The 21,448-nt window shown below is 40.6% G+C and carries 17 protein-coding genes; 14 read left to right on the forward strand and 3 right to left on the reverse strand.

Annotated features, from left to right (window positions below; translation table 11 throughout):
• Positions 1-38: 38 nt before the first annotated feature.
• Positions 39-1,385 (reverse strand): DNA repair protein RadA, encoded by a 1,347-nt coding sequence (radA, locus tag MTP09_RS02075; RefSeq protein WP_243550177.1) that lies wholly within the window; start codon positions 1,383-1,385, stop codon positions 39-41.
• A 179-nt stretch (positions 1,386-1,564) separates the two neighbouring features.
• Positions 1,565-2,092: a YceI family protein gene (locus tag MTP09_RS02080; protein WP_243550179.1), complete on the reverse strand. Its 528-nt coding sequence runs from the start codon at positions 2,090-2,092 to the stop codon at positions 1,565-1,567.
• Between the two features lie 232 nt (positions 2,093-2,324).
• Here MTP09_RS02080 and MTP09_RS02085 point away from each other — a divergent pair, with 232 nt between their 5' ends.
• The 4 genes from MTP09_RS02085 (at position 2,325) to yidC (ending at position 6,489) form a co-directional block, all read left to right on the forward strand.
• Positions 2,325-3,932: a CTP synthase gene (locus MTP09_RS02085; protein ID WP_243550181.1), complete on the forward strand. Its 1,608-nt coding sequence runs from the start codon at positions 2,325-2,327 to the stop codon at positions 3,930-3,932.
• 59 nt (positions 3,933-3,991) lie between these two features.
• Positions 3,992-4,261, forward strand: coding sequence for a DUF4160 domain-containing protein (locus MTP09_RS14495; RefSeq protein WP_396022236.1), 270 nt, complete (start codon positions 3,992-3,994; stop codon positions 4,259-4,261).
• Positions 4,258-4,512 (forward strand): DUF2442 domain-containing protein, encoded by a 255-nt coding sequence (locus MTP09_RS02090; protein WP_243550182.1) that lies wholly within the window; start codon positions 4,258-4,260, stop codon positions 4,510-4,512. The genes MTP09_RS14495 and MTP09_RS02090 overlap by 4 nt, the downstream gene beginning before the upstream one ends.
• 156 nt (positions 4,513-4,668) lie before the next feature.
• Complete coding sequence (yidC, locus tag MTP09_RS02095; protein WP_243550184.1) at positions 4,669-6,489, forward strand: membrane protein insertase YidC; 1,821 nt, start codon at positions 4,669-4,671, stop codon at positions 6,487-6,489.
• A gap of 77 nt (positions 6,490-6,566) precedes the next feature.
• On the opposite strand, the gene MTP09_RS02100 is transcribed toward yidC, so the two are convergent.
• Positions 6,567-7,151 (reverse strand): ribonuclease HII, encoded by a 585-nt coding sequence (locus MTP09_RS02100; RefSeq protein WP_243550187.1) that lies wholly within the window; start codon positions 7,149-7,151, stop codon positions 6,567-6,569.
• 134 nt (positions 7,152-7,285) lie between these two features.
• Between MTP09_RS02100 and MTP09_RS02105 the strand changes: the two genes are divergently transcribed.
• The 10 genes from MTP09_RS02105 (at position 7,286) to MTP09_RS02150 (ending at position 20,926) form a co-directional block, all read left to right on the forward strand.
• A complete protein-coding gene (locus MTP09_RS02105) occupies positions 7,286-10,321 on the forward strand; it encodes a SusC/RagA family TonB-linked outer membrane protein (protein WP_243550188.1) in 3,036 nt (1,011 codons plus the stop codon).
• Positions 10,322-10,330: 9 nt separating this feature from the next.
• Positions 10,331-11,986, forward strand: a complete 1,656-nt coding sequence (locus MTP09_RS02110) for a SusD/RagB family nutrient-binding outer membrane lipoprotein (protein ID WP_243550190.1) — start codon at positions 10,331-10,333, stop codon at positions 11,984-11,986.
• Positions 11,987-12,064: 78 nt separating this feature from the next.
• Positions 12,065-13,843 carry an arginine--tRNA ligase gene (gene argS, locus MTP09_RS02115; protein WP_243550192.1) on the forward strand — a complete coding sequence of 593 codons (1,779 nt, stop codon included), beginning with the start codon at positions 12,065-12,067 and terminating at the stop codon, positions 13,841-13,843.
• Positions 13,844-14,258: 415 nt separating this feature from the next.
• Complete coding sequence (locus tag MTP09_RS02120; RefSeq protein WP_243550194.1) at positions 14,259-15,305, forward strand: AMP-binding protein; 1,047 nt, start codon at positions 14,259-14,261, stop codon at positions 15,303-15,305.
• 70 nt (positions 15,306-15,375) lie between these two features.
• Complete coding sequence (gene arfB / locus MTP09_RS02125; RefSeq protein ID WP_243550196.1) at positions 15,376-15,774, forward strand: alternative ribosome rescue aminoacyl-tRNA hydrolase ArfB; 399 nt, start codon at positions 15,376-15,378, stop codon at positions 15,772-15,774.
• A 22-nt stretch (positions 15,775-15,796) separates the two neighbouring features.
• Positions 15,797-15,937: a hypothetical protein gene (locus MTP09_RS02130; RefSeq protein ID WP_243550198.1), complete on the forward strand. Its 141-nt coding sequence runs from the start codon at positions 15,797-15,799 to the stop codon at positions 15,935-15,937.
• A 298-nt stretch (positions 15,938-16,235) separates the two neighbouring features.
• On the forward strand, positions 16,236-16,622 hold the full coding sequence (locus MTP09_RS02135; RefSeq protein WP_243550200.1) for a GreA/GreB family elongation factor: 387 nt from the start codon (positions 16,236-16,238) through the stop codon (positions 16,620-16,622).
• A 128-nt stretch (positions 16,623-16,750) separates the two neighbouring features.
• Positions 16,751-17,725 carry a deoxyhypusine synthase family protein gene (locus MTP09_RS02140; protein WP_243550201.1) on the forward strand — a complete coding sequence of 325 codons (975 nt, stop codon included), beginning with the start codon at positions 16,751-16,753 and terminating at the stop codon, positions 17,723-17,725.
• Positions 17,726-18,063: 338 nt separating this feature from the next.
• The gene (locus tag MTP09_RS02145; RefSeq protein WP_243550203.1) at positions 18,064-18,369 is read left to right on the forward strand and encodes an MGMT family protein; all 306 of its coding nucleotides are present in this window, start codon (positions 18,064-18,066) and stop codon (positions 18,367-18,369) included.
• Between the two features lie 592 nt (positions 18,370-18,961).
• Entirely contained in the window at positions 18,962-20,926 is a 1,965-nt protein-coding gene (locus tag MTP09_RS02150) for an ABC-F family ATP-binding cassette domain-containing protein (protein ID WP_243550205.1), read from the forward strand.
• Positions 20,927-21,448: the final 522 nt, after the last annotated feature.

Genomic DNA, 21,448 nt, shown 5'->3' on the forward strand with positions numbered 1-21,448 from the left:
ATAATGCAAAAACGAATATGAAAATTTCTTAATTTAAATTAAAACAGAAATTCGTGAAAATCTTCAATTTTGCTCACTTCAACGATAGTGATGCCGAATTTTCTCTTAGGGATTTTGTTGAGGTTGGAAATAAAGATCTTTTCGTAGCCCAACTTTTCGGCTTCAGAGATTCGCTGTTCGATTTGAGGAACCGGACGAATTTCACCACTCAAACCAATTTCGCCGGCAAAACAGAAATGTTCAGAAATGGCAATGTCTTCATTTGAGGAAAGAATTGATGCGACCACCGCCAAATCCAGTGCGGGATCATCGGTTTTGATTCCGCCGGTAATGTTCAGGAAAACGTCTTTTGCACCCAATTGAAATCCTGCTCTTTTTTCTAAAACGGCGAGAAGCATATTCAGCCGTTTGGAGTCGAAACCGGTACAGCTTCTTTGTGGCGTTCCATAAACCGCGGTGGAAACCAATGCCTGAATTTCAATCAGCATCGGTCGGTTTCCTTCGAGGGTTACGGCGACTGAATTCCCGGAGAGTTCCTCGGATTTCTTGGTAATGAGGATTTCGGATGGATTCTTGATTTCCTTCAAACCCTGCGAAATCATCTCGTAAATCCCGATTTCTGCAGTAGAGCCGAAACGGTTTTTGTTGGCGCGCAACAATCGGAAAAGGTGATTTCGGTCGCCATCGAAGTTGAGTACGACATCTACCATGTGTTCTAAAACTTTTGGACCTGCGATTTGTCCATCTTTAGTGATGTGACCGACAAGAAAAACCGGAGTGTTTGTTTCTTTCGCGAACTTGATAATTTCGTTGGAGCATTCACGGATTTGCGAAACGGTTCCGGGTGAGCTTTCTATCAGCTGGCTTTGTAAAGTCTGAATGGAGTCGATAATGATGAAATCGGGTTTCAGTTTTTTGGTTTCGTGAAGGATTTTCTCAACAGAAGTTTCGGTAAAGAGGAAGCAGTTTGGGTTTTGCAATTCCGTTAACCGGTCGGCTCTCATCTTGATTTGCGACGCGCTTTCTTCACCGGAAACATACAGGATTTTCTTCTTCATTTTTAATGCTAACTGAAGAAGAAGCGTGGATTTGCCGATTCCAGGTTCACCGCCAATCAAGGTAACAGAGCCCAAAACAATTCCACCACCGAGAACGCGGTTCAGTTCTTCGGAAGGGGTTTTAATCCGCGGTTCCTCATTGGTTTCAACTTCGATAATGTTGATGATGTGCTGCTTGCCTTTATCCGAAAAACTTTTCGACGGAGATTTTTCTACGATTTCTTCCACCAAAGTATTCCACTGTCCGCAGTTTTTGCATTGACCAAGCCATTGCGGATATTGCGTTCCGCAGTTCTGACAGAAATATGCTGTTTTTAGTTTTGCCAAGATTGAATGAATGATTTAAGTTCCAAGTTCCGAGTTTCAGGTTTCACGTTAATTCTTCAAACCTCAAACTTCAAACCTCAAACTTTCCTGTTTCGGTTTGCAATTTACGAATGATAATCCAAAAAAAAACAGCCGCCTAAAAAAAGGCAGCTGTTCCATAAAATATGATTGATCCGTGTTTAGTTAGCCACAATGTTTACAGTGATTTTTAGGGCGTCACCAGTTCTTACCCCCATGAATCCAGGTCTTTCCATTCCGAAGTCAGAAAGTTTCATGTCTTCTGTTCCGGTGATATTATAGGAGTTTCCGTTTTTCACAACATTTACAGGTAAGGTTACATCTTTTGTTACACCTGCGATGCTCAATTTTCCGGTCAAGTTGCCTTTTCCAACAGGTAGTGACGCAGCGGTGAAAGTAATCGTTGGGTTTTTGTCAGCTTTCAAAGCAGCGTAAGCTTTGTTATCCATCATTTTACCTTTTGTACTTACCAAGTTTTTTGCAGGCATTGTGAATCTTACGTTGGTAATTGCGTTTCCGCTCACAGTTCCGCTAAATGTTGCAGAAGACGAGGTCATCGTCCAGTCGTGCATTGGTGAAGTTCCGTCAACAGCTACTTTGGTAGATTTTCCGGTGATGTTTTGTGCGTTTACAAATCCGAACATGGAGATTGCAAAGAAGGCAAGAACAAGTTTCAGTGAATTTTTCATTTTATAATTGTTTTAAAGTTAAATTCAATATTTTTCTTTCTGTCTCTTGGACAAATTTTCTGATGTAAAGTTAAAGCGATTCCCCCTGAATTTCAATGACAAATCTCATGTTTAAGTTATGAAATAAATCACCCAGAAAGAGTGGTAAACATTTGTTTAAATTTTATTATTTCCACCAAATACAGATTGCCCCATAAAAGTTTTTAAGCTAACTTTGCGCAAACCTAATCTAATGAGTAAAAAGAACACCAAATACATCTTCGTCACGGGAGGTGTTACTTCATCTTTGGGTAAAGGAATTGTGTCGGCATCGCTTGGTTTGCTGTTAAAATCAAGAGGTTTCAAGGTCACCATCCAAAAGCTCGACCCCTATATCAATATCGATCCCGGAACTTTAAATCCATACGAACACGGCGAATGTTATGTAACCGAAGACGGTGCTGAAACTGATTTGGATTTGGGCCATTATGAGCGTTTTCTTGATTCGCAGACTTCGCAGAATAATAATGTGACGACCGGGAAAATTTACCAAACCGTCATCGAAAAAGAGAGAAAGGGCGACTTCCTCGGGAAAACGGTTCAGGTCATCCCACATATTACTAATGAGATTAAGCGGCGGATAAAGATTTTAGCCAAGAAAGATTACGACATCATCATTACCGAAATTGGCGGAACAGTGGGCGATATCGAGTCGCTTCCGTATATCGAATCGGTTCGCCAGCTGAAATGGGAACTGGGCGAGAACAACTCGATGGTGATTCATTTGACGCTGCTTCCTTACCTGTCTTCAAGCGGGGAACTGAAGACCAAACCTTCGCAGCACTCTGTTCGTCAATTAATGGAAAGCGGAATTCAGGCGGATGTTTTGGTTTGCCGAACCGAGTATAAAATCCCTAAAGAGCAGCGTGCGAAATTGGCGCAGTTCTGCAACGTTCCTTTGGAAAATGTAATTGAATGCAAAGATTTGGATACCATTTACGAAGTTCCGCTCTACCTGCAAAAGCAGGATTTTGATGATGTGGTGTTAAAGGAACTTGGCCTGAAATCTGACAAGGAAGCCGATTTGAAAGACTGGAAAAACTTCCTGAAGAAATATCAAAACCCCAAAAAGAAGGTGGAGATTGCTTTGGTCGGGAAATATGTTTCGCTGCAGGATTCGTACAAATCCATCGCGGAAGCGTTTATTCACGCCGGTGCAGATTTGGAGACTGAAGTGAAGATTCGATGGGTTTACAGCGGTGACATTACTAAAGATAATGTAGAAAACCTTTTCAAGGGAATTGACGGAATGCTGATCGCTCCAGGTTTTGGCGACCGCGGAATTGAAGGAAAGATTCTTTCGGCAAAATATGCGAGGGAAAACAACATCCCGCTTCTCGGTATTTGTTTGGGAATGCAGGTGATGACGATCGAGTTTGCAAGAAACGTTTTAGGAATGGCTAAAGCCAACTCGATGGAATTCGACACTTCGACTCCTGAACCTGTAATTTCATTGATGGAGGAACAGAAGAATGTGGTAGAAAAAGGCGGGACAATGCGACTTGGCGCGTGGAAATGTTCGTTGAAAGCGGGTTCGAAACTTTCAGAAATTTACGGAGCAAAAACAATTTCGGAAAGACACCGACACCGTTACGAGTTCAACTCGGAATTCAAAGATGAGTTTGAAAAAAAGGGCTTAGTTCCAACAGGATTTAACCCCGAAACAGGTTTGGTGGAAACGATCGAGTTGAGCAATCACCCGTTCTACATCGGTGTGCAGTACCATCCCGAATACAAAAGTACGGTGGCAACGCCGCATCCTTTATTCAAGGCGCTGATTAAGGCGGCGACAAAGAAATAAATTTTGTATTTTTACAAATAAAATGCCCAAGCTTTACGAAATATTTTGGTCTTATTATTTTGTTTTACTCGAATGAGCACGAACCTATTCACTTTCATTGCAAATTTCAGGAGAAAGAAAGCAAAGCGGAGATTATTTTTGAAGACGGCAAGTTTGTTGAAGTGAGAATTAAAGAGGTTAAAGGAAAAGACTCCTCTCGACGAAAAAAAAATCTCAAGAAGCTGAAAAAGCTTGTCGAGTATTATCGTGACGATATTGTTAGAAAATGGATAGATTTCTTTGTATATAATAAAGAAATAAAATCTGAAAAAATCACTAAAAAAATATGACAAAAGTAATTGCAATAACCAAAGCAGAATACAAAGGAAACTTTATGATAGAGCTGCAGTTTTCTGATGATTCGATGAAGGTTGTGGATTTCAAGTCATTTCTCGAAGAATCTAAAAACCCGATGACTAAGAAATATCTTGTTGAAAGCAATTTCAAAAAATTTAGATTAGCATATGGCGACCTGCTTTGGAGCGACTACGAAATGTGTTTTCCGATTTGGGATTTATATACAGGTAAGATTTGTGAATAATTCTGATGCCCGTTTTTCAGCGGGCATTTTTATTTGATGCCAAAATGCAGACCTATTTTAAAAAAATGAGTATTTTTGTCACCCAAAATAAGAGAGGTCCAAAGTTTGAAAATACTCGAGCTTTAAACCTCAAACTTCAAACCCCAAATCGTAGTAATGCAGCAAAACAACGGTCTTGATAAAAACCAGCTTCTAAGCTTCGTGCTTTTCACCTTAATATTAATGGGTGGAATGTTTTATTTCCAGAACAAGCAGGCAAAAGAACAGCAGCTGAAAGATGCAGAAAATAAAGTGCAGGCGACGCAAACTGCCCAAAGCAATCCAGTGAAACCGGCGATGGTTACCAATCTGAACGACAGTGTGAAAACAACTTCGATTCAGCAGGTTGAACTGAAAAATAAGGAACTTACCTTGAATATTTCCACACTTGGCGGGCAAATTTCTACCGTGCAGCTCAACGAGTTCAAAGCGTATGACAAAGCTGCCGACAGAAACGTAAAGCCGCTCCTGCTGTTCGATAAAAATAATTCTTCGTACGGATTTCAGTTTAAAGACAAAACCGGGAAAATCTTCAATACTAAGGATTTGGTTTTTAGCCCTACTCAAAACGGTAATTCTGTGACGATGCAGGCAAATGCAAACGGAGCAATCATTCAGTTTATTTATACACTTCTCGATAAATATACCGTTGACTTTAATGTAAAAACGCAGGGACTTTCGCAATTGGTTTCCGATTCCAAAACTGATTTTGTGTGGGATTACAATGTGCGCGGCGTTGAAAAAGGGCGTTCGCAGGAGCAAACCCACACCGAATTCAACTATGCTTTCAACAACTACAAAAGTTTTGATTACGACGGCAGAACCACAATGGAGGAGCCGAAGGAAACCTTGAACTGGTTGGGTGTGAAGCAGCAGTTTTTCTCTGCAGTAATCGAGCCGCAATATGGTTTCAAAAATTCTCGCGGTCACCAGGAAATGATCGAGGAAGGTGAGTTTTTGAAGAAATTCAATTTCAACGGGCAGATCGATTTGGCAGGAAACGAGCTCAATCAGGATTTCAAATGGTATTTTATGCCGCTTGATCTGAAGCTTTTGAAATCGTATGAAGGCAAAAATTTTGACGAACTCCTTCCGCTTGGTTGGTCGTTTATCGGTACGTTGAACAGATGGTTTTTCATCCCGATGTACAACCTGATTTCCAGTTGGGGAATTGCTGCAGGTTGGGTGATTTTCCTGATGACGATTTTTGTGAAGATCATTCTTTCGCCGGTAATGTTCAAGCAGCACAAACTCAGTGCGATGATGAGGGTAATCCGTCCGGAAATTGATGAGGTCAATAATAAATTCAAAGACGCCGATCCGATGAAGAAGCAACAGGAAGTGATGGCGGTTTACCGAAAAGCGGGCGTGAACCAGATGGCGGGCTGTTTGCCGGGGTTGATTCAGATTCCGATTTTCTACGCGCTGTTCCGCTTCTTCCCGAATATGATTGATTTGAGGGGCAAAAGTTTCTGGTTTGCAAAAGACCTTACCGCTTATGATGATGTGATCAAGCTGCCTTTCCACATTCCTTTTCTGCAGGATCACCTCAGTATTTTTGCGATTGCGTGTACTGTTGCGATTTTGATCTATACAATGATGACTGCCGGAAATATTCAGCAGCCGACGCAGCCGGGAATGCCGAATATGAAGGTTCTGATGTACATCTTCCCGATTACGTTCCTGTTTTTCCTTAATACTTCCGCATCGGGACTTTCGTGGTACTACTTTGTTTCGAATGCGATTAACGTGATTATTATCTTAGTCATTAACTATTTAATTCTTGACGAGAAAAAAATCCACGCGCAAATTCAGGCCAACAAACAGAAAGAGCCAAAACCGGAAGGAAAATTCCAAAAGAGAATGCGCGAGATGATGGAACAGGCGCAGGAACAACAGCGTTTGCAGCAACAGCAGCAACAAAAGAAGAAAAAATAACACACCTTAATATATAGTATAAAAAAACGGAAGCGACTGACTTCCGTTTTTTATTATCACTCATCACCTATCACCCATCACTCATAGATAAGCCGGAACGATTTTCTGTGATGTATCGTGGGTCCGTACTTGTTCAGTGCTTCACAGTGCTGTTTGGTGGCATAACCCATATTCCTGTTCCACCCATATTCTGGGAATTCGTCGTGGAGCTGGATCATCAGTTGGTCGCGATAATTTTTGGCGAGGATTGAAGCGCAGGCGATGGAGAGCACTTTTGAATCACCTTTAACGACGCATTGATGGGGAATATAGTTGTAGGGATGAAATTTGTTTCCATCCACTACGATGAATTCAGGTGGGTTCTTCAATTGGTCGAGTGCGAGATGCATTGCGTGGATGCTCGCGTTGAGGATGTTGTGCTGGTCAATCAGCGCGGGTGAAATCTCGGCGACGGCGAATTCTTTAACGTTGCTTTTTATATAGTCGTCAAGATCGGTTCTTTGTTTAAAAGTTAACTTTTTGGAATCATTAACCAAATTTTGGTTAAAATTTTCATCGAGGATTACCGCTGCGGCGACAACCGGACCACACAGGCAACCTCGGCCGACTTCGTCGCAACCTGCTTCAATAGAAAGATTTGACCATTTTTTTATTAAATCCACAATAAACAAATTAAATAGGCGTTTGAAATTATGACGAATGTCATATTACAAATTTATTAAGAATTTTTTAACAAAAAATTTTGTCGTTTAAGGAAAGTTTTGCACATTTGTCTATTGAAAAAATTTAATTTGATATGAAGAAACTAACAACAAGCGTTCTGGCTGTCGTTTTAACTTCCTCATTTGCTTTGGTAAATGCACAGAAGGTGGACACTGCGAGAACACAGGATATCGAGGGCGTTGTAGTGACGGCTCTTGGTATTAAAAGAGAAAGAAAATCTTTAGGTTACGCTACTCAGAGCGTTAAAGCTGAAGATATTGTAAAATCTCCTACCAATAACTTTACAAGTAACCTTTCGGGTAAAGTAGCTGGTTTGAACATCAAGAGCAGTGGTAACATTGGTGGTTCGGTAGACGTTACCTTAAGAGGTTACCGTTCTATGACTGGAAACAACTCTGTACTGTTTGTTGTAGATGGAGCGCCGCTAATTAACTCCTACACAAGTATCAATACTTCTGGATTGGCGATCGATACCGGAAACACAATTTCCGACATCAACCCTGAAGACATTGCAGAAGTAAACGTACTGAAAGGTGCGGCTGCAACCGCCCTTTATGGTTCACGTGCTGCGAATGGTGCGATTATCATTACGACTAAGAAAGGGAAAAGATCACAGAAGTTAGATATTGATCTTTCTTCATCAATTTCTTATTCGGCAATCAATAAAGAAACCTTCCCAACTTATCAAGATAAGTACGGTCAAGGTTATGGTACCGGATATGGCTATGCTCCTAATGATTTCTTTGAAGAGTATAATGGGCAACCTATGTCTCCACTTTATGAAGATGCTTCTTACGGGGCGGCTTATGATCCAAATCTTATGGTATGGCAGTATACAGCTTTTATCCCTGGATCAAAAGATTTTGGCAAAGCGACTCCCTGGGTAAAAGCAGCGCATGATCCTTCATATTTATTTGAAAAAGCGTTTAATTTCAATAACTCTATTTCGGTTTCGAAAGGGAATGATGTTGCATCTTTCCGTTTGTCTTATCAAAACTCACAAGGAAACGATATCTTACCAAACTCACGGTTAGATAAGAACGCGTTTACCGGTAATGCTTCTTACAAGATTGCTGATAACTTGACTGCAAATTTGTATGCAACTTACGTAACTCAGGGTACTGTTGGTAAAAACCCAACCGGTTACCATGGTATGATGGGTAACTTCCGTCAGTGGTGGGCTACAAACGTGGACATGTATGACCAAAGGGATCTTTATTTCATGGACAGAAAAAATAATTCATGGAATATGATGGATCCTGAAAATACTGCGCCGCTTTATTGGGATAACCCTTATTTCCGTCTGTACGAAAACTACGTTACCGACTCAAGACAGAGATTTGCAGGAAACTTCAGTGTAAGCTATGATGTTACGAGCAAGATCAACTTATTGGGTAGAGTATCTCATGACGGCTTTAACTATATGATTGACGAGAGAAGAGCTGTTGGCTCACTACCTGATGCAATGTCAATCGGACCTGGTACCGGAAACCACCCTTCAGGATACGCCGTTGTGAATCAAAAGAGAAATGAAGAAAACTTCGACTTCATTGCAACCTATAAAGATGATGTTACTGAAAACATTAACTTGACTGCATTAGTTGGAACCAACGTTAACATACAAAAGTTCTATTCGAATTCACAAAGTACACAGGGGGGATTAGTTATTCCAGGAGTATATTCAGTTACGAATAGTGCTTCAGCTCCGAACGCACCGATTATAAGAGATACTCAGAAAAATATCTATGGTATTTTTGGTCAGGCATCATTAGGATTCTTCGATACTTACTTCTTGGAGGGTTCAATCAGAAGAGACGTTTCAACTGCTTTGCCTGCTGAGAATAGAGTATACTGGTATCCATCTGTTTCTGCAAGTATGGTGATTTCTAACTGGGACTTCTTGAAAGACTCAGCATTGAACTTTGGTAAAATTAGAGCATCCTATGCTGTAGTTGGTAATGACACGGATCCAAACCAAATTATGAACCAATATAACGTAGGAACAACTTTCGGCACACCAACTTTCTTTTATAATACAACTGCGAAGAACCCTAACTTGAAACCAGAGAAAACTAAGTCTTTGGAAGCGGGTATCAATTTGCAATTCTTCAAAAACCGTCTGGGATTAGATTTTGGATGGTTTAGAAGTGATACTTCCGATCAGCTTCTTGCGCTTCCTGTAACACTTTCTTCAGGTGTGGCAGCGAAATTCCAGAATGTTGGTAACATGAGATCTCAAGGTATGGAAGTTGCCCTGAATTTGGTACCGGTGAAAACAAGCGACTTTACTTGGGGGCTCGACCTGAACTGGTCTAACCCACGTTCTAAAGTTACAGAACTAGCTTCAGGTGTGGAGAATATTACTTTGGGATCGTTCCAGGGTGGTGTAACTATTAACGCTTCTTTGAACGACGATTATGGTACCATCAAAGGATCTGATTTTGTTTATGACTCAAATGGTAATAAGATCATCTCTGCTGCAACTGGAAAATATCTTACTTCAAATACCAATTCTGTGATTGGTAATATGCAGGCAGATTGGTTTGGTAGTGTTATTAACCGCCTTTCTTACAAAAATTTGGCATTGTCATTCCAAGTTGACGTTAAGCAGGGAGGTTCAATCTTCTCTCTTGACCAGTACTATGGTTTGGCAACCGGTCTTTATCCTGAAACAGTTTTCATCAATGATTTAGGAAACCCTGTTAGAAACTCTTTAGCTGATGGTGGTGGGTTAATTTTGCCAGGTGTTGTAAATACCGGTACTGCTGCAAACCCTAACTATGTTCCGAATACAAAAAGAATTGATGCAGAATCATTCAATGCGTTTGGTTATCAAGCATATCCTGCGTCGCAGTTTGTATATGACGCTTCGTATATTAAGTTAAGAGAAGCAGCGATTACTTACTCACTTCCTAAGAAATTCTTAACATCTACATTTATTCAGGGAGCTTCATTCAGCTTGATCGGAAACAACCTTTGGATCATCAAGAAGCACATTCCTTATGCAGATCCTGAATCAGGATTAAGTGCTGGTAACGTACAAGGTTATCAAACCAGTGTTCTTCCAACAACAAGAACAGTTTCTTTCAATGTTAGACTTAACTTTTAATTAAAAAAAATGAAAAAAATATTAGCATCAATATTATTGGTTACTTTACTGCAGTCTTGCGGAAGAGAATCAATGTCGGAGATCAACACTGACCCGAACAGCTACTATACTGCAACTCCCGCTACATTGTTAACTTATGCGGAAAAGCAGTTGGCAGACTATGTTACAACTCCGAACGTTAACATCAACAACTTCAGACTGACAATGCAGTACTGGCAGGAAACAACTTACATCGATGAAAGTAATTATGACTTTTCAACGCGTAATGTTTCAAACAATGTGTGGACTTACTTGTATATCAGATCACTTAAGAACTTATCTGAAGCGAAAAAATTGGTTAACCAATATGCGCCTACAGCTAGTGAAGCTGCTACTTGGCCTGCCACAAAAGCTAATCAGTTAGCTATTTTGGATTTGCTGCAAGTTTATAGCTACCAGTTATTAGTGGATGCAAATGGGGACGTTCCTTATTCTGAAGCAGGTGACATCGATGCGCACCCACTACCAAAATATGATTCAGGTAAGGACATTTACGCAAGTCTTATTTCGAGAACGAAGCAAGATATCGCAAGCTTGACAAGTGGGAAGAGTTTTTCATCTGGTGAAAAATTCTACAACGGTGATGTTACAAAGTGGAAAAAGTTTGCAAACTCTTTACTTTTGAAATTAGCGATCGGTATTGCAGATTCTGATCCTGCACTTGCTCAAGCTACTGCTCAACAAGCAATTGCCGGTGGAGTTTTTGCGTCAAAAGCAGATGATGCTTTGATGCCTTATGCCGCTTCTCCTAACTATAGCCAGCTTTACGCCAACTTGGTTGCAAGTAATAGAAATGACTATGTAGCTGGGAAAACTTTGGTTGATTATATGAATGCTGGTAATGATGTTAGAAGAGATGTTTATTTCCAAAAGAATGTGCATTACTTAGCAGGTGTTGTTACAGGAGTTACTGGAAGTACAATCACATTTGATCCAGCTGATCCAGCAGCACCAGTTGCACCGCAAGTTGGTGATCAGGTTTTTGTAATGCCAAATACATTGGTGGGAACAATCACGAGCATCTCTGGAAATTCATTCACGCTTAGTGGTTATAAAGAAGGTTCTGTTATTCCTGATAATAATTTGGGATATAGTTTCTACTATCGTGGAGGTACGATTGGAGCGAGATCTTCTTTCAACTCATTCTCGAGAGCAGGTGCATTTGCTTACGCAGTTTCTACACCAGGAATCCTGTTGAACTATACAGAAGTTGCTTTCTACTTAGCTGAAGCTTCTGCAAGATGGGGAATTGGAGGGGATCCAGCAACCAACTATGCAAACGCGGTTACTGCTTCCTTCTTGCAATGGGGTAAAACTGCTGCTGAAGCGACTGCTTATCTTGCAACGCATCCTTATGATGCTACCAATTGGAAAAAGTCAATCGGTGAGCAAGCTTGGGTAGCAATGTATGACCAACCGCTGAACAGTTTCAATTTCTGGAGACGTCTTGACTATCCTGTAATGAGTCCAGCTGTTGCTGCAGTTGCTGAGTCTGAAGGAAAAATTCCTGTTCGTTTGAAATATCCAGTTACAGAACAATCAACAAATCCAACTAATTATGAGGCGGGATCCGCGGCAATTGGTGGAGACAAACTTACAACCAAACTGTTCTGGGACAAAAACTAATCAAATTTAGTATATACCTCAAACCACTCTTCGGAGTGGTTTTTTTATTTCCGTATATTTGTAACTCAATTTTTTCCAATGAATATCAAAGACCTTATTCAACATAAACTGGCTGAAATCGTCCAGACCAACTATCAGTTAGAAGATCAGAACAATCCCAAACCGGTGACACTCGAAGTCCAGCAAAACAAGACTGAGTACGAAGGAGATTTTACTATCGTCACTTTTCCTTTGGTTAAAATTTTGAAAAAAAGTCCAGACCAGATTGCAACAGATTTGGGAAACGCGCTCTCTACAAGGACAGATTTTGTTCAGAGCTACCACGTGGTAAAAGGTTTTCTGAATTTTAAAGTGAAGAACGAATTCTTTCTTGATAACTTCAATTCCATTAAAGAAAATTTCGACAAAGTTGAAGACAAAAACAAAATGGTAATGGTGGAATATTCTTCGCCAAACACCAATAAGCCGCTGCACTTGGGACACATCAGAAACAATCTTCTGGGGTACTCCGTTTCGCAAATCTTAAAAGCGGATGGTTATGAAGTCATCAAAACCCAAATCATCAACGACCGCGGAATCCATATCTGCAAATCAATGCTTGCATGGGAAAAATTCGGAAATGGCGCAACGCCGCAGTCAACCCAAACCAAAGGCGATAAGTTGGTCGGGAATTATTATGTAGAATTCGACAAAAATTACAAAGCACAAATCAAGGAATTGACCGAAAAAGGACAGTCGGAAGATGAAGCCAAAAAGAACGCACCGATTATTCAAGAAGCCCAGAAAATGCTCATCGATTGGGAAAAGGGCGACGAGAAAGTTCGGTCTCTGTGGAACGAAATGAATTCGTGGGTATATGATGGTTTTAATGAGACCTATCAACGACTCGGCGTAGATTTCGACCAGGTTCAGTACGAAAGCAATACCTATATTTTAGGCAAAGATTTGATTCAGGAGGGTTTAAATAAAGGGGTTTTATACAGAAAAGACGACGGTTCTGTTTGGTGCGATCTCACCGACGAAGGACTCGACCACAAACTTCTGCTTCGTTCCGACGGAACCTCGGTCTATATGACCCAGGATTTGGGAACCGCCGTGCAACGTTTCAAGGAAAACAACATCCAGAAATTGATTTACACGGTGGGAAATGAGCAGGATTATCATTTTGACGTCCTCTTTAAAATCCTCAAAAAATTGGGTTACAACTGGGCAGAAAACCTGTACCACCTTTCTTACGGAATGGTTGAACTACCGGAAGGAAAAATGAAATCCCGCGAAGGAACCGTTGTTGACGCCGATGATCTGATGCAGGAAATGTACGAAACCGCAAAAGAAAAAGCGGAAGAACTTGGCAAACTTGAAAATCTTTCACCCGAAGAAAAGGAGAAATCTTACGAAACCGTCGGAATCGGTGCACTGAAATATTTTATGCTGAAAGTGGATCCTAAAAAGAAAATGCTCTTTAATCCCAAAGAAAGCATCGACTTCAACGGAAATACGGGACCTTTTATCCAGTACACTTACGCAAGGATCCAGTCGTTGCTCAACAAAGCCAATTATCATGAACAAAAAGTTTCAGATTATGAAATGAATGAATCCGAGAAGGAACTGGTCGCCAATCTTTCCAATTTCAAGGAAGTGATTGCTAAAGCAGCGGAAACGCTTTCTCCTGCGTTGGTTGCGAATTATGTTTACGATTTGGTGAAATCCTACAACTCGTTTTACCAGAACAACCCGATCCTCAATCAGGACGACGATAACGCAAAACAGTTCCGTCTGCAACTTTCAGAACTTACAGGGAAAACCATCAAGAAAGGACTTTCGTTATTGGGAATCGGAACGGTGGATAGGATGTAGGGAAGAGCCAAGGAAAAAGAGCCAAGAGCCAAGGAAAAAGAGCCAAGAGCCAAGGCAAAAGAGTGAAGAGACAAGAAGTTGGAGAGTTGGAGAGTGGGTGAGTTGGAGTGGTGGAGAATGATAAGTGATAGGTGATAATTCGGAGCTTAGATGGCGAGAAAATTTTCCTCCCTCTATGGATTTTGGGGTAATCAAATTCAGGTTTAATTTTGATCTAGCTTTTTTGCAATATTTCTTATTGTGTTTAGTTAGTCGCCTAAATTAAGGATTCTTGAAACCTTGTATTCTACCTTTGCTAAATGAAATTGCTTTGCGCTCGTCATAGTTAGCATTTTCATTAAATTCTCTTTGCATCTTTGCGATAAAATACGCACGCAAAATTTGCTTTTCATTAATTGTCACTCAAACTTCATCCATGCAAATCGATTTTTCACAAAATATCAATTTACTATCACTTTCACCCCAAACCGAATTTGAGCGGAAAGTCGTTTCTTTTTTAGAAGAATGGTTTTCCGATTCTGAAACCGTTTTAGTACAAACTTCGGGTTCCACAGGAGTTCCAAAAATTCTTGAAGTTGAAAAAGTGCGAATGCTGAATTCCGCAAAGATGACCTGCAATTTTCTTGGACTGAAAAAAGGCGATTCGGCTTTTCTTTGCCTTCCCGTAGAATATATTTCCGGAAAAATGATGTTGGTTCGATCCATTGAGAGAAAGTTAAAACTGACCATTGTCAATCCTACTTCAAAACCACTCGAAAATATTGAACAATGGTTTGATTTCTGCGCGATGTCTCCGTTACAGGTCGAGAATTCTTTAGCCAAAACAAAAAATATCGGTAAACTGATTATCGGCGGAGCGCAGGTTTCAGAAACGCTCAAAAAAAAACTCAATCAAGCGCTCACTTCTTCTAACGCTCAAACTACAGTTTTCGAAACGTATGGAATGAGTGAGACACTCTCTCACATTGCGTTGAAAGAACTATTTCCTACTGATGAAAATTACTTTTCTGTTTTGGATGGAATTGAAGTTTCCAAAGACGAACGTGGTTGTCTGACAATTTTTGCGCCGAAACTCAATGCAGAAGTTCTCAAAACTAACGATTTAGTTGAACTTCGAAATTTAGAATCTGATAAGTTTGATAGACAGCAATTCAAATTTTTAGGAAGAACAGACAATGTAATTAATTCGGCTGGATTAAAAATTTGTCCCGAAGAACTGGAAAGCTTGGTGAAAAAGAAAATTGCAAATGAAGCTGTTTTCATCGGGGTTACAAATGATTTACTTGGCAAAAAATTGGTGCTGATTATTGAGGGAATTCAGAATGAAAAGTTGCTGCAGGATTTATCAGAAATTTCTTATCCAACCAAAAACCATCAGCCGAAAGAGATTATCTTTGTAGAAACCATTCCGAGAAAACCCAACGGAAAAATCGACCGGATGGAATTGAAGAAGAGATTTTAACCACCCCTGTCTTCTCCTTCGTCGAAGACACCCCCCCCAAAGGAGGGGAATTCCGAAAACCTTAACCCAAATGAAAGACTTTTCTACAGAGCTCACTTTCAAAACCTCGCGCAGCAGCGGCGCGGGTGGACAAAACGTGAACAAGGTAGAAACTTCGGTAACCGTAATGTGGAAAGTTTCGGCGAGTGAATTTTTCAGCGAGGAGGAGAAAGAACTCATTTCCCAAAAACTCAAAAACCGGATAAATTTGGACGGGATTCTTCAGATCACTGTTTCCGACAGTAGGACCCAACTGCAAAACCGAAAAATTGCGGTTGAAAGAATTACGGAACTGGTCAACAAATCCTTAATCAAACCAAAACCCCGGAAATCAACAAAACCATCGAAAGCACAAATCGAAAAAAGGTTGGACACCAAAAAGAAACTTTCGGCAAAGAAAGACAACAGGAGATTCCGTCCTGATCTTTAACTATTTGTTTTTTAGAAAGTTAATGATTATCTTTGAAGAAATTGAAAACATCCGGATGATCAATTTCCTATTTCATAACTCACGTCTTGACCAGATTCTGTCATCACTGCGTTATCTGCACCGCGACGCTTTCCTTAGGAACTCCAAGGAATTCGTCAGCTAAACCCTGTCCGGTCCGCGACAGGGTACTTATACATTCATTTTATTTTTTCGCTTCCGAAATTAGCATTACAGGACTTTGCTAAATTCGTTTTGCGGGTCATTTTGCGAAATATCATTTAATTTAGAGTGAAATATTTCAAAATAAAATAGTAACGGAAATTTTCTTTTTGCACTATTCGTCGCGACGAACGGACAGTTTCCCTCTAAATAAAGCTGAATTTGCTCCTTTTAGGGTCGGGGTAATCAAATTCAGGTTTATTTAGAAAAACCTAATTAATCTTAATTTAAATATTACAAAAATGTCAGAGAACATAATCTTAACAACCGGAATTTATGATGCCATTAAAGAGCATCTCAGAAGAAGAAAGGTAAGTATCGAGGAAGAAAAACGCCTACAAACCGAACTTAAGGGCGCACAACAGGTTTTGCGCAGGGATTTACCCGAAGACGTGGTGACTGTTGACAGGAAAGTTACCATCAAAGACCACACGAACGATCATGAGAATGAGTACATCTTTGTGGCTTCGACCAAAGCAAAACCGAAAAAGAACAAATACTCTATCCTCTCAGATATTGCACTTGCAGCGGTAGGTTACAAAGCAGGTGACATTATCAAGTGGCCTTTCAAAGACGGAGAAAGAAAAATCGAGATTCTCAAGGTAGAACCGTGGATTCAGCCAGCGTAAATGGTTTTCACGTTATCACAAAAGCCGTTTCCGAACAAGAGACGGCTTTGTTTTTGGGAACTCAACGCCGGGTTTCTGCTTCCAACCCAAATCCCTATCTTTGTGAAATCAAAAAAAACCTTTAAAAAATGAACAAGCCGATTACTGAATTTATCGAAAAATATTACCTGCACTTCAACGCTGCGGCTTTGGTAGATGCTTCCAAAGGATATGTCGCCCATTTGAAAGACGGCGGAAAAATGCTGATTTCTTTGGCGGGCGCGATGTCAACCGCGGAACTGGGCAAAATCTTGGCAGAAATGATTCGTCAGGACAAAGTGCAGATCATTTCCTGCACCGGAGCAAACCTGGAGGAAGATTTGATGAATTTGGTGGCGCATTCGCACTACGTGAGAGTTCCCAACTATCGTGACCTCACTCCGCAGGAAGAATGGGCGTTGCTCGAAAAAGGGCTGAACCGAGTTACAGACACCTGCATTCCCGAAGAAGAGGCGTTCCGACGGTTACAGAAGCACATCTACGAAATCTGGAAAGATGCCGAAGAAAAAGGAGAACGATATTTTCCGCACGAATATATGTACAAAATGCTTTTGTCAGGCGTTTTGGAGCAGTATTATGAAATCCCGAAAGAGAACTCTTGGATGCTTGCTGCCGCCGAGAAAAACCTTCCGATCGTGGTTCCAGGATGGGAAGATTCCACAATGGGGAATATCTTCGCGAGCTACTGTATCAAAGGCGATTTGAAACCTTCGACGATGAAATCTGGAATTGAATACATGACCTTCCTTGCCGATTGGTACCCGAAAAACTCAGCAGGAAAAGGAGTCGGATTCTTCCAAATCGGTGGCGGAATCGCGGGAGATTTCCCAATCTGCGTCGTACCGATGCTTTACCAGGATTTAGAAATGACCGACATCCCGTTCTGGTCGTACTTCTGCCAGATTTCAGATTCCACCACGTCGTTCGGATCCTATTCCGGCGCGGTACCCAACGAAAAAATTACTTGGGGAAAACTCGACATCAACACCCCGAAATACATCGTGGAAAGCGACGCCACCATTTGCGCGCCGCTGATGTTCCAGTACATTCTTGAAAACTCTTAAAAAGTACGAATTACGAAATACGAAATACAAATTGTCTCCAGAATTTGGGGGCGATTTTTTTTGGAGCAACGAGGTGGGAGTTTTCTTGCACATGCAGTCCCGCTTTTCCCTGTCTGACGACAGGCAGGGTTGCAATCTTTTTTGTTTTTTTGCGATTGTAGGAATGCGCCAAGAGGCGCATTTAATTAAGAAAAAAAACAAAAAAGGATTTCAACTGCGATCGGGGCTAGAAACTCATTCCCGTACTTCTTTGCAAAGCTGTGCGCTACAAAATCACTTTTCGGCGCTCGCTCCGCTCGCTCCTTCCTACTTACACCAAAAAATCCTACCTTTGAAATATGGACGAACTTTTCAAAAAACAGGTTTACCAAATCATTCGGCTCATCCCGGAAGGAAGGGTAACGAGTTATGGAGCGATTGCGAAGGCGGTTGGTTATCCGAATCATTCGCGCCACGTTGGAAATGTCCTGCGTAATTACGGCGACGATTTTCCTGCGCACCGTGTATGCAATTCGTGCGGACATATCACAGCGAGCTGTCTCCGTGATTTTGTCGGCAAACTGGCAAAAGAAGGAGTGGAAGTGAAGGACAATAGAATTCAGAATTTTAGGAATATCTTTTGGAATCCGTTGATTGAATTATGATATCTTAAGAGCCCAAAAAACTTAGCTTAACTTACTGGAATCATTCAAGAATTAGTTAGTTTCTTTTCATGTAAAATGTTTTGCACTGATGATATTAAATGAGTTAAAAATTTCCGAATTGTGATAAACACAGTATTGACCGCGTTTTTTCCTCATATTTATTTTGCATATTACAATGATAAATAAATATTATTGGGAATAGTAAGATAAAAAACATTCTTTTTCTAATCGTTGTAGTGTTCAATGTTTTACGGCGGAGAACATTTTTTTCATCATTTGTGTTTTTATAAATCCATCAATCTCAGCAGATTGGTGGATTTTTATTTACTCAAAGTGAGAAAAAGCGGTATAGATTAAATTTTTATCGAAAACGTGTTTGCGGAATTCAAAAATTATTTCAATATTTGCAGTGGTCAATTGTTCAACAATGGCCAAGAATAAATTTTTTTCATCATTTGTGTTTTTAGAATCTACCGAAGTTTTTCGGTAGGTTTTTTTTTATTTCTACCGGTTCATTTTACAAATTCGGAATTCAATAAGTTTCCCTATTTTTGCACGTCGAAAATTACTCATTACAAATACTTTATTGCTCATGATTTCAGTTCAGGGTTTAGGTCTGCACCACTCGGGAAATTATCTTTTTCAGAACGTCAATTTTACCATTAAGAAAGATGATAAGATCGGTTTGGTCGGGAAAAATGGAGCAGGGAAATCTACGCTGCTGAAAATGCTTTCCGGGGAAATTAATTTCTTCGAAGGTTTTATCGTTCCTGAAGGAAATATCACCATCGGTTTCCTGAAGCAGGATTTGGATTTCGTGAAAGGAAGAACGGTATGGAATGAGACTTTGCAGGCATTCGAACAGATCAACGCGATGAAGGCGGAACTCGATGACGTGAATCATCAGTTGGCGACAAGAACCGATTACGAAAGCGACGCCTACGAAAAATTGATCCATCGAATGACGGAATTAAATGATTTGTTGATGCACCACGACGCATACAATTTGGAAGGTGATGTGGAAAAAGTGCTTTTAGGATTAGGTTTTAAAGCCGATGATTTCCACAAAATTACTGATGAGTTTTCCGGAGGTTGGAGAATGAGAATCGAGTTGGCAAAACTCCTCCTTCAGAAAAACGACTTGATGCTCCTCGACGAACCGACGAACCACCTCGATATGGAGTCCATCATTTGGCTCGAAAGTTTTCTGAAGGAATATCCCGGTTCCATCGTTTTGGTGAGCCACGACAAACAGTTTATGACTTCCGTTTGCAACCGGACTTTCGATATTAACAATAAAAAGATTGACGACTATAAAGCCAACTATTCCAAATACCTTGAGCTGAGTAAGGAGCGAAAGGAAAAACTCACCCAAGCAAAGAAAAACCAGGACGCGGAAATCAAGCAGATGGAAGACAATATCAACCGGTTCCGTGCTTCTGCAACGAAGGCATCTTTTGCGCAGTCTTTGATTAAAAAATTAGAAAAAATCGAGCGCATCGAGATTGATAATGACGATGTTTCCAAATTCAACATCCGTTTTGTGCAGTCGGTTGTTCCCGGTAAAGTTATTTTCGAGGCGAAGAATTTAGGGAAAGCATATGGCAAGAAACAGGTTTTCGACAAAGTGGATTTCTTTGTGGAACGAGGAAGCAGAATCGCGCTTCTCGGGCAAAACGGACAGGGCAAAACGACTTTGGCAAAAATCCTCGCCGGTGAAATCAAAGATTATTCAGGAGAATGGAATCTCGGTCACAATGTGAATATTGGGTATTTTGCGCAAAATCAGGAAGAAGTTCTTTCGCCGAACAAAACTGTTTTGGAGGAAGCCGAAGACGCCGCAACCGAAGAAACCCGACCGCGAGTTCGCGATTTGTTGGGAAGCTTTCTTTTTCAGGGCGATGACGTGACGAAGAAAACCCGCGTTCTTTCCGGGGGTGAGCGAAACCGACTGGCTTTGTGTAAATTACTTTTACGTCCGTTCAACACCCTGATTATGGACGAACCGACAAACCACCTCGATATTCAGTCCAAGGAAATTATCAAATTGGCGCTACAAAAATTCGAAGGAACGTTGATTGTGATTTCTCACGACCGTGAATTTTTGCAAGGACTTTCCGACAAAATCTTTGAATTCCGCGACGGAAGGATGAAGGAGTTTCTCGGAAACATTGATGAATACCTTGAGTTCAGGCAAAAAGAATCGATCCGTGAAATTTCGGCCGAAAAGTCGAAACTGTCGGAAATGCGAAACGAACCCGTTGTTCAAAAGGAAGACGTTCCATCAAACGATGTCAAACCACATCAATCCAACCCTGTCCCGAGCAATTCGGGATCAAACTCTTTTCAAACCAAAGAACAAAAAAACCTTCAAAACAAGATCAAAAAAGTCGAGGAAAAGATTTCTGCTTTAGAACTGGAGATTGAAAATTTTGAAAGTTCCTTTGCCAAAGAAAATCCGTCGGCTGAAATTTTGGAACAGTATAATTCCAAAAAAGAGGAGCTGGATCTGGCTTTGCAGGAATGGGAGTATTTGGGAACGCAGCTGGAAAGTTAATACTTAATTTCTAAGACTGCGATAATCTGTCACGCTGAGGTTCTCGAAGCGTCAAAACTGATTATTTTCCAAAATAATTTTTGATTAAAGAAAAATTTTTTTTTTTGGACTTTTTTTGTCTGTACCGATGCTTCGAGAACCTCAGCATGACAAAGTTCTGGCTTCTAACAGGTTTTCACTGAAAGTTTTCGGTTTTTTATTTTTTTACAATCTGTCTTCCGACTTCGGACTTCGGACCTCAAGCTTTCTGGAAAAATACAATTCTAAAAAAGAGGAACTGGATTTTGATTTGTACGAATGCAGGAATGTGTCACGCTGAGGTTCTCGAAGCGTCAAAATGATTATTTTCCAAAATAACTTTAGACTAAAGAAAATTTTTTGGATTTTTTTGTCTGTACTGATGCTTCGAGAACCTCAGCATGACAAAGTTTTGTCTGCTAAGAAATCTTTACCGAAATCTTTCGGTTTTTTTGTTTTTTTTACAATCTGTCTTCCGACTTCGGACTTCAAACTTCAAACTTT

Origin of the sequence: Chryseobacterium suipulveris (genome assembly GCF_022811685.1) — a bacterium.
Classification (GTDB): Bacteria; Bacteroidota; Bacteroidia; order Flavobacteriales; family Weeksellaceae; genus Kaistella; species Kaistella suipulveris.

Excerpts from the sequence above, each read along its gene's own strand:
- MTP09_RS02080 (WP_243550179.1), bottom strand. The coding sequence starts at position 2,092 with ATGAAAAATTCACTGAAACTTGTTCTTGCCTTCTTTGCAATCTCCATG.
- MTP09_RS02085 (WP_243550181.1), top strand. The coding sequence starts at position 2,325 with ATGAGTAAAAAGAACACCAAATACATCTTCGTCACGGGAGGTGTTACT.
- MTP09_RS02090 (WP_243550182.1), top strand. The coding sequence starts at position 4,258 with ATGACAAAAGTAATTGCAATAACCAAAGCAGAATACAAAGGAAACTTT.
- yidC (WP_243550184.1), top strand. The coding sequence starts at position 4,669 with ATGCAGCAAAACAACGGTCTTGATAAAAACCAGCTTCTAAGCTTCGTG.
- MTP09_RS02105 (WP_243550188.1), top strand. The coding sequence starts at position 7,286 with ATGAAGAAACTAACAACAAGCGTTCTGGCTGTCGTTTTAACTTCCTCA.
- MTP09_RS02110 (WP_243550190.1), top strand. The coding sequence starts at position 10,331 with ATGAAAAAAATATTAGCATCAATATTATTGGTTACTTTACTGCAGTCT.
- argS (WP_243550192.1), top strand. The coding sequence starts at position 12,065 with ATGAATATCAAAGACCTTATTCAACATAAACTGGCTGAAATCGTCCAG.
- MTP09_RS02120 (WP_243550194.1), top strand. The coding sequence starts at position 14,259 with ATGCAAATCGATTTTTCACAAAATATCAATTTACTATCACTTTCACCC.
- arfB (WP_243550196.1), top strand. The coding sequence starts at position 15,376 with ATGAAAGACTTTTCTACAGAGCTCACTTTCAAAACCTCGCGCAGCAGC.
- MTP09_RS02130 (WP_243550198.1), top strand. The coding sequence starts at position 15,797 with ATGATTATCTTTGAAGAAATTGAAAACATCCGGATGATCAATTTCCTA.
- MTP09_RS02135 (WP_243550200.1), top strand. The coding sequence starts at position 16,236 with ATGTCAGAGAACATAATCTTAACAACCGGAATTTATGATGCCATTAAA.
- MTP09_RS02140 (WP_243550201.1), top strand. The coding sequence starts at position 16,751 with ATGAACAAGCCGATTACTGAATTTATCGAAAAATATTACCTGCACTTC.
- MTP09_RS02145 (WP_243550203.1), top strand. The coding sequence starts at position 18,064 with ATGGACGAACTTTTCAAAAAACAGGTTTACCAAATCATTCGGCTCATC.
- MTP09_RS02150 (WP_243550205.1), top strand. The coding sequence starts at position 18,962 with ATGATTTCAGTTCAGGGTTTAGGTCTGCACCACTCGGGAAATTATCTT.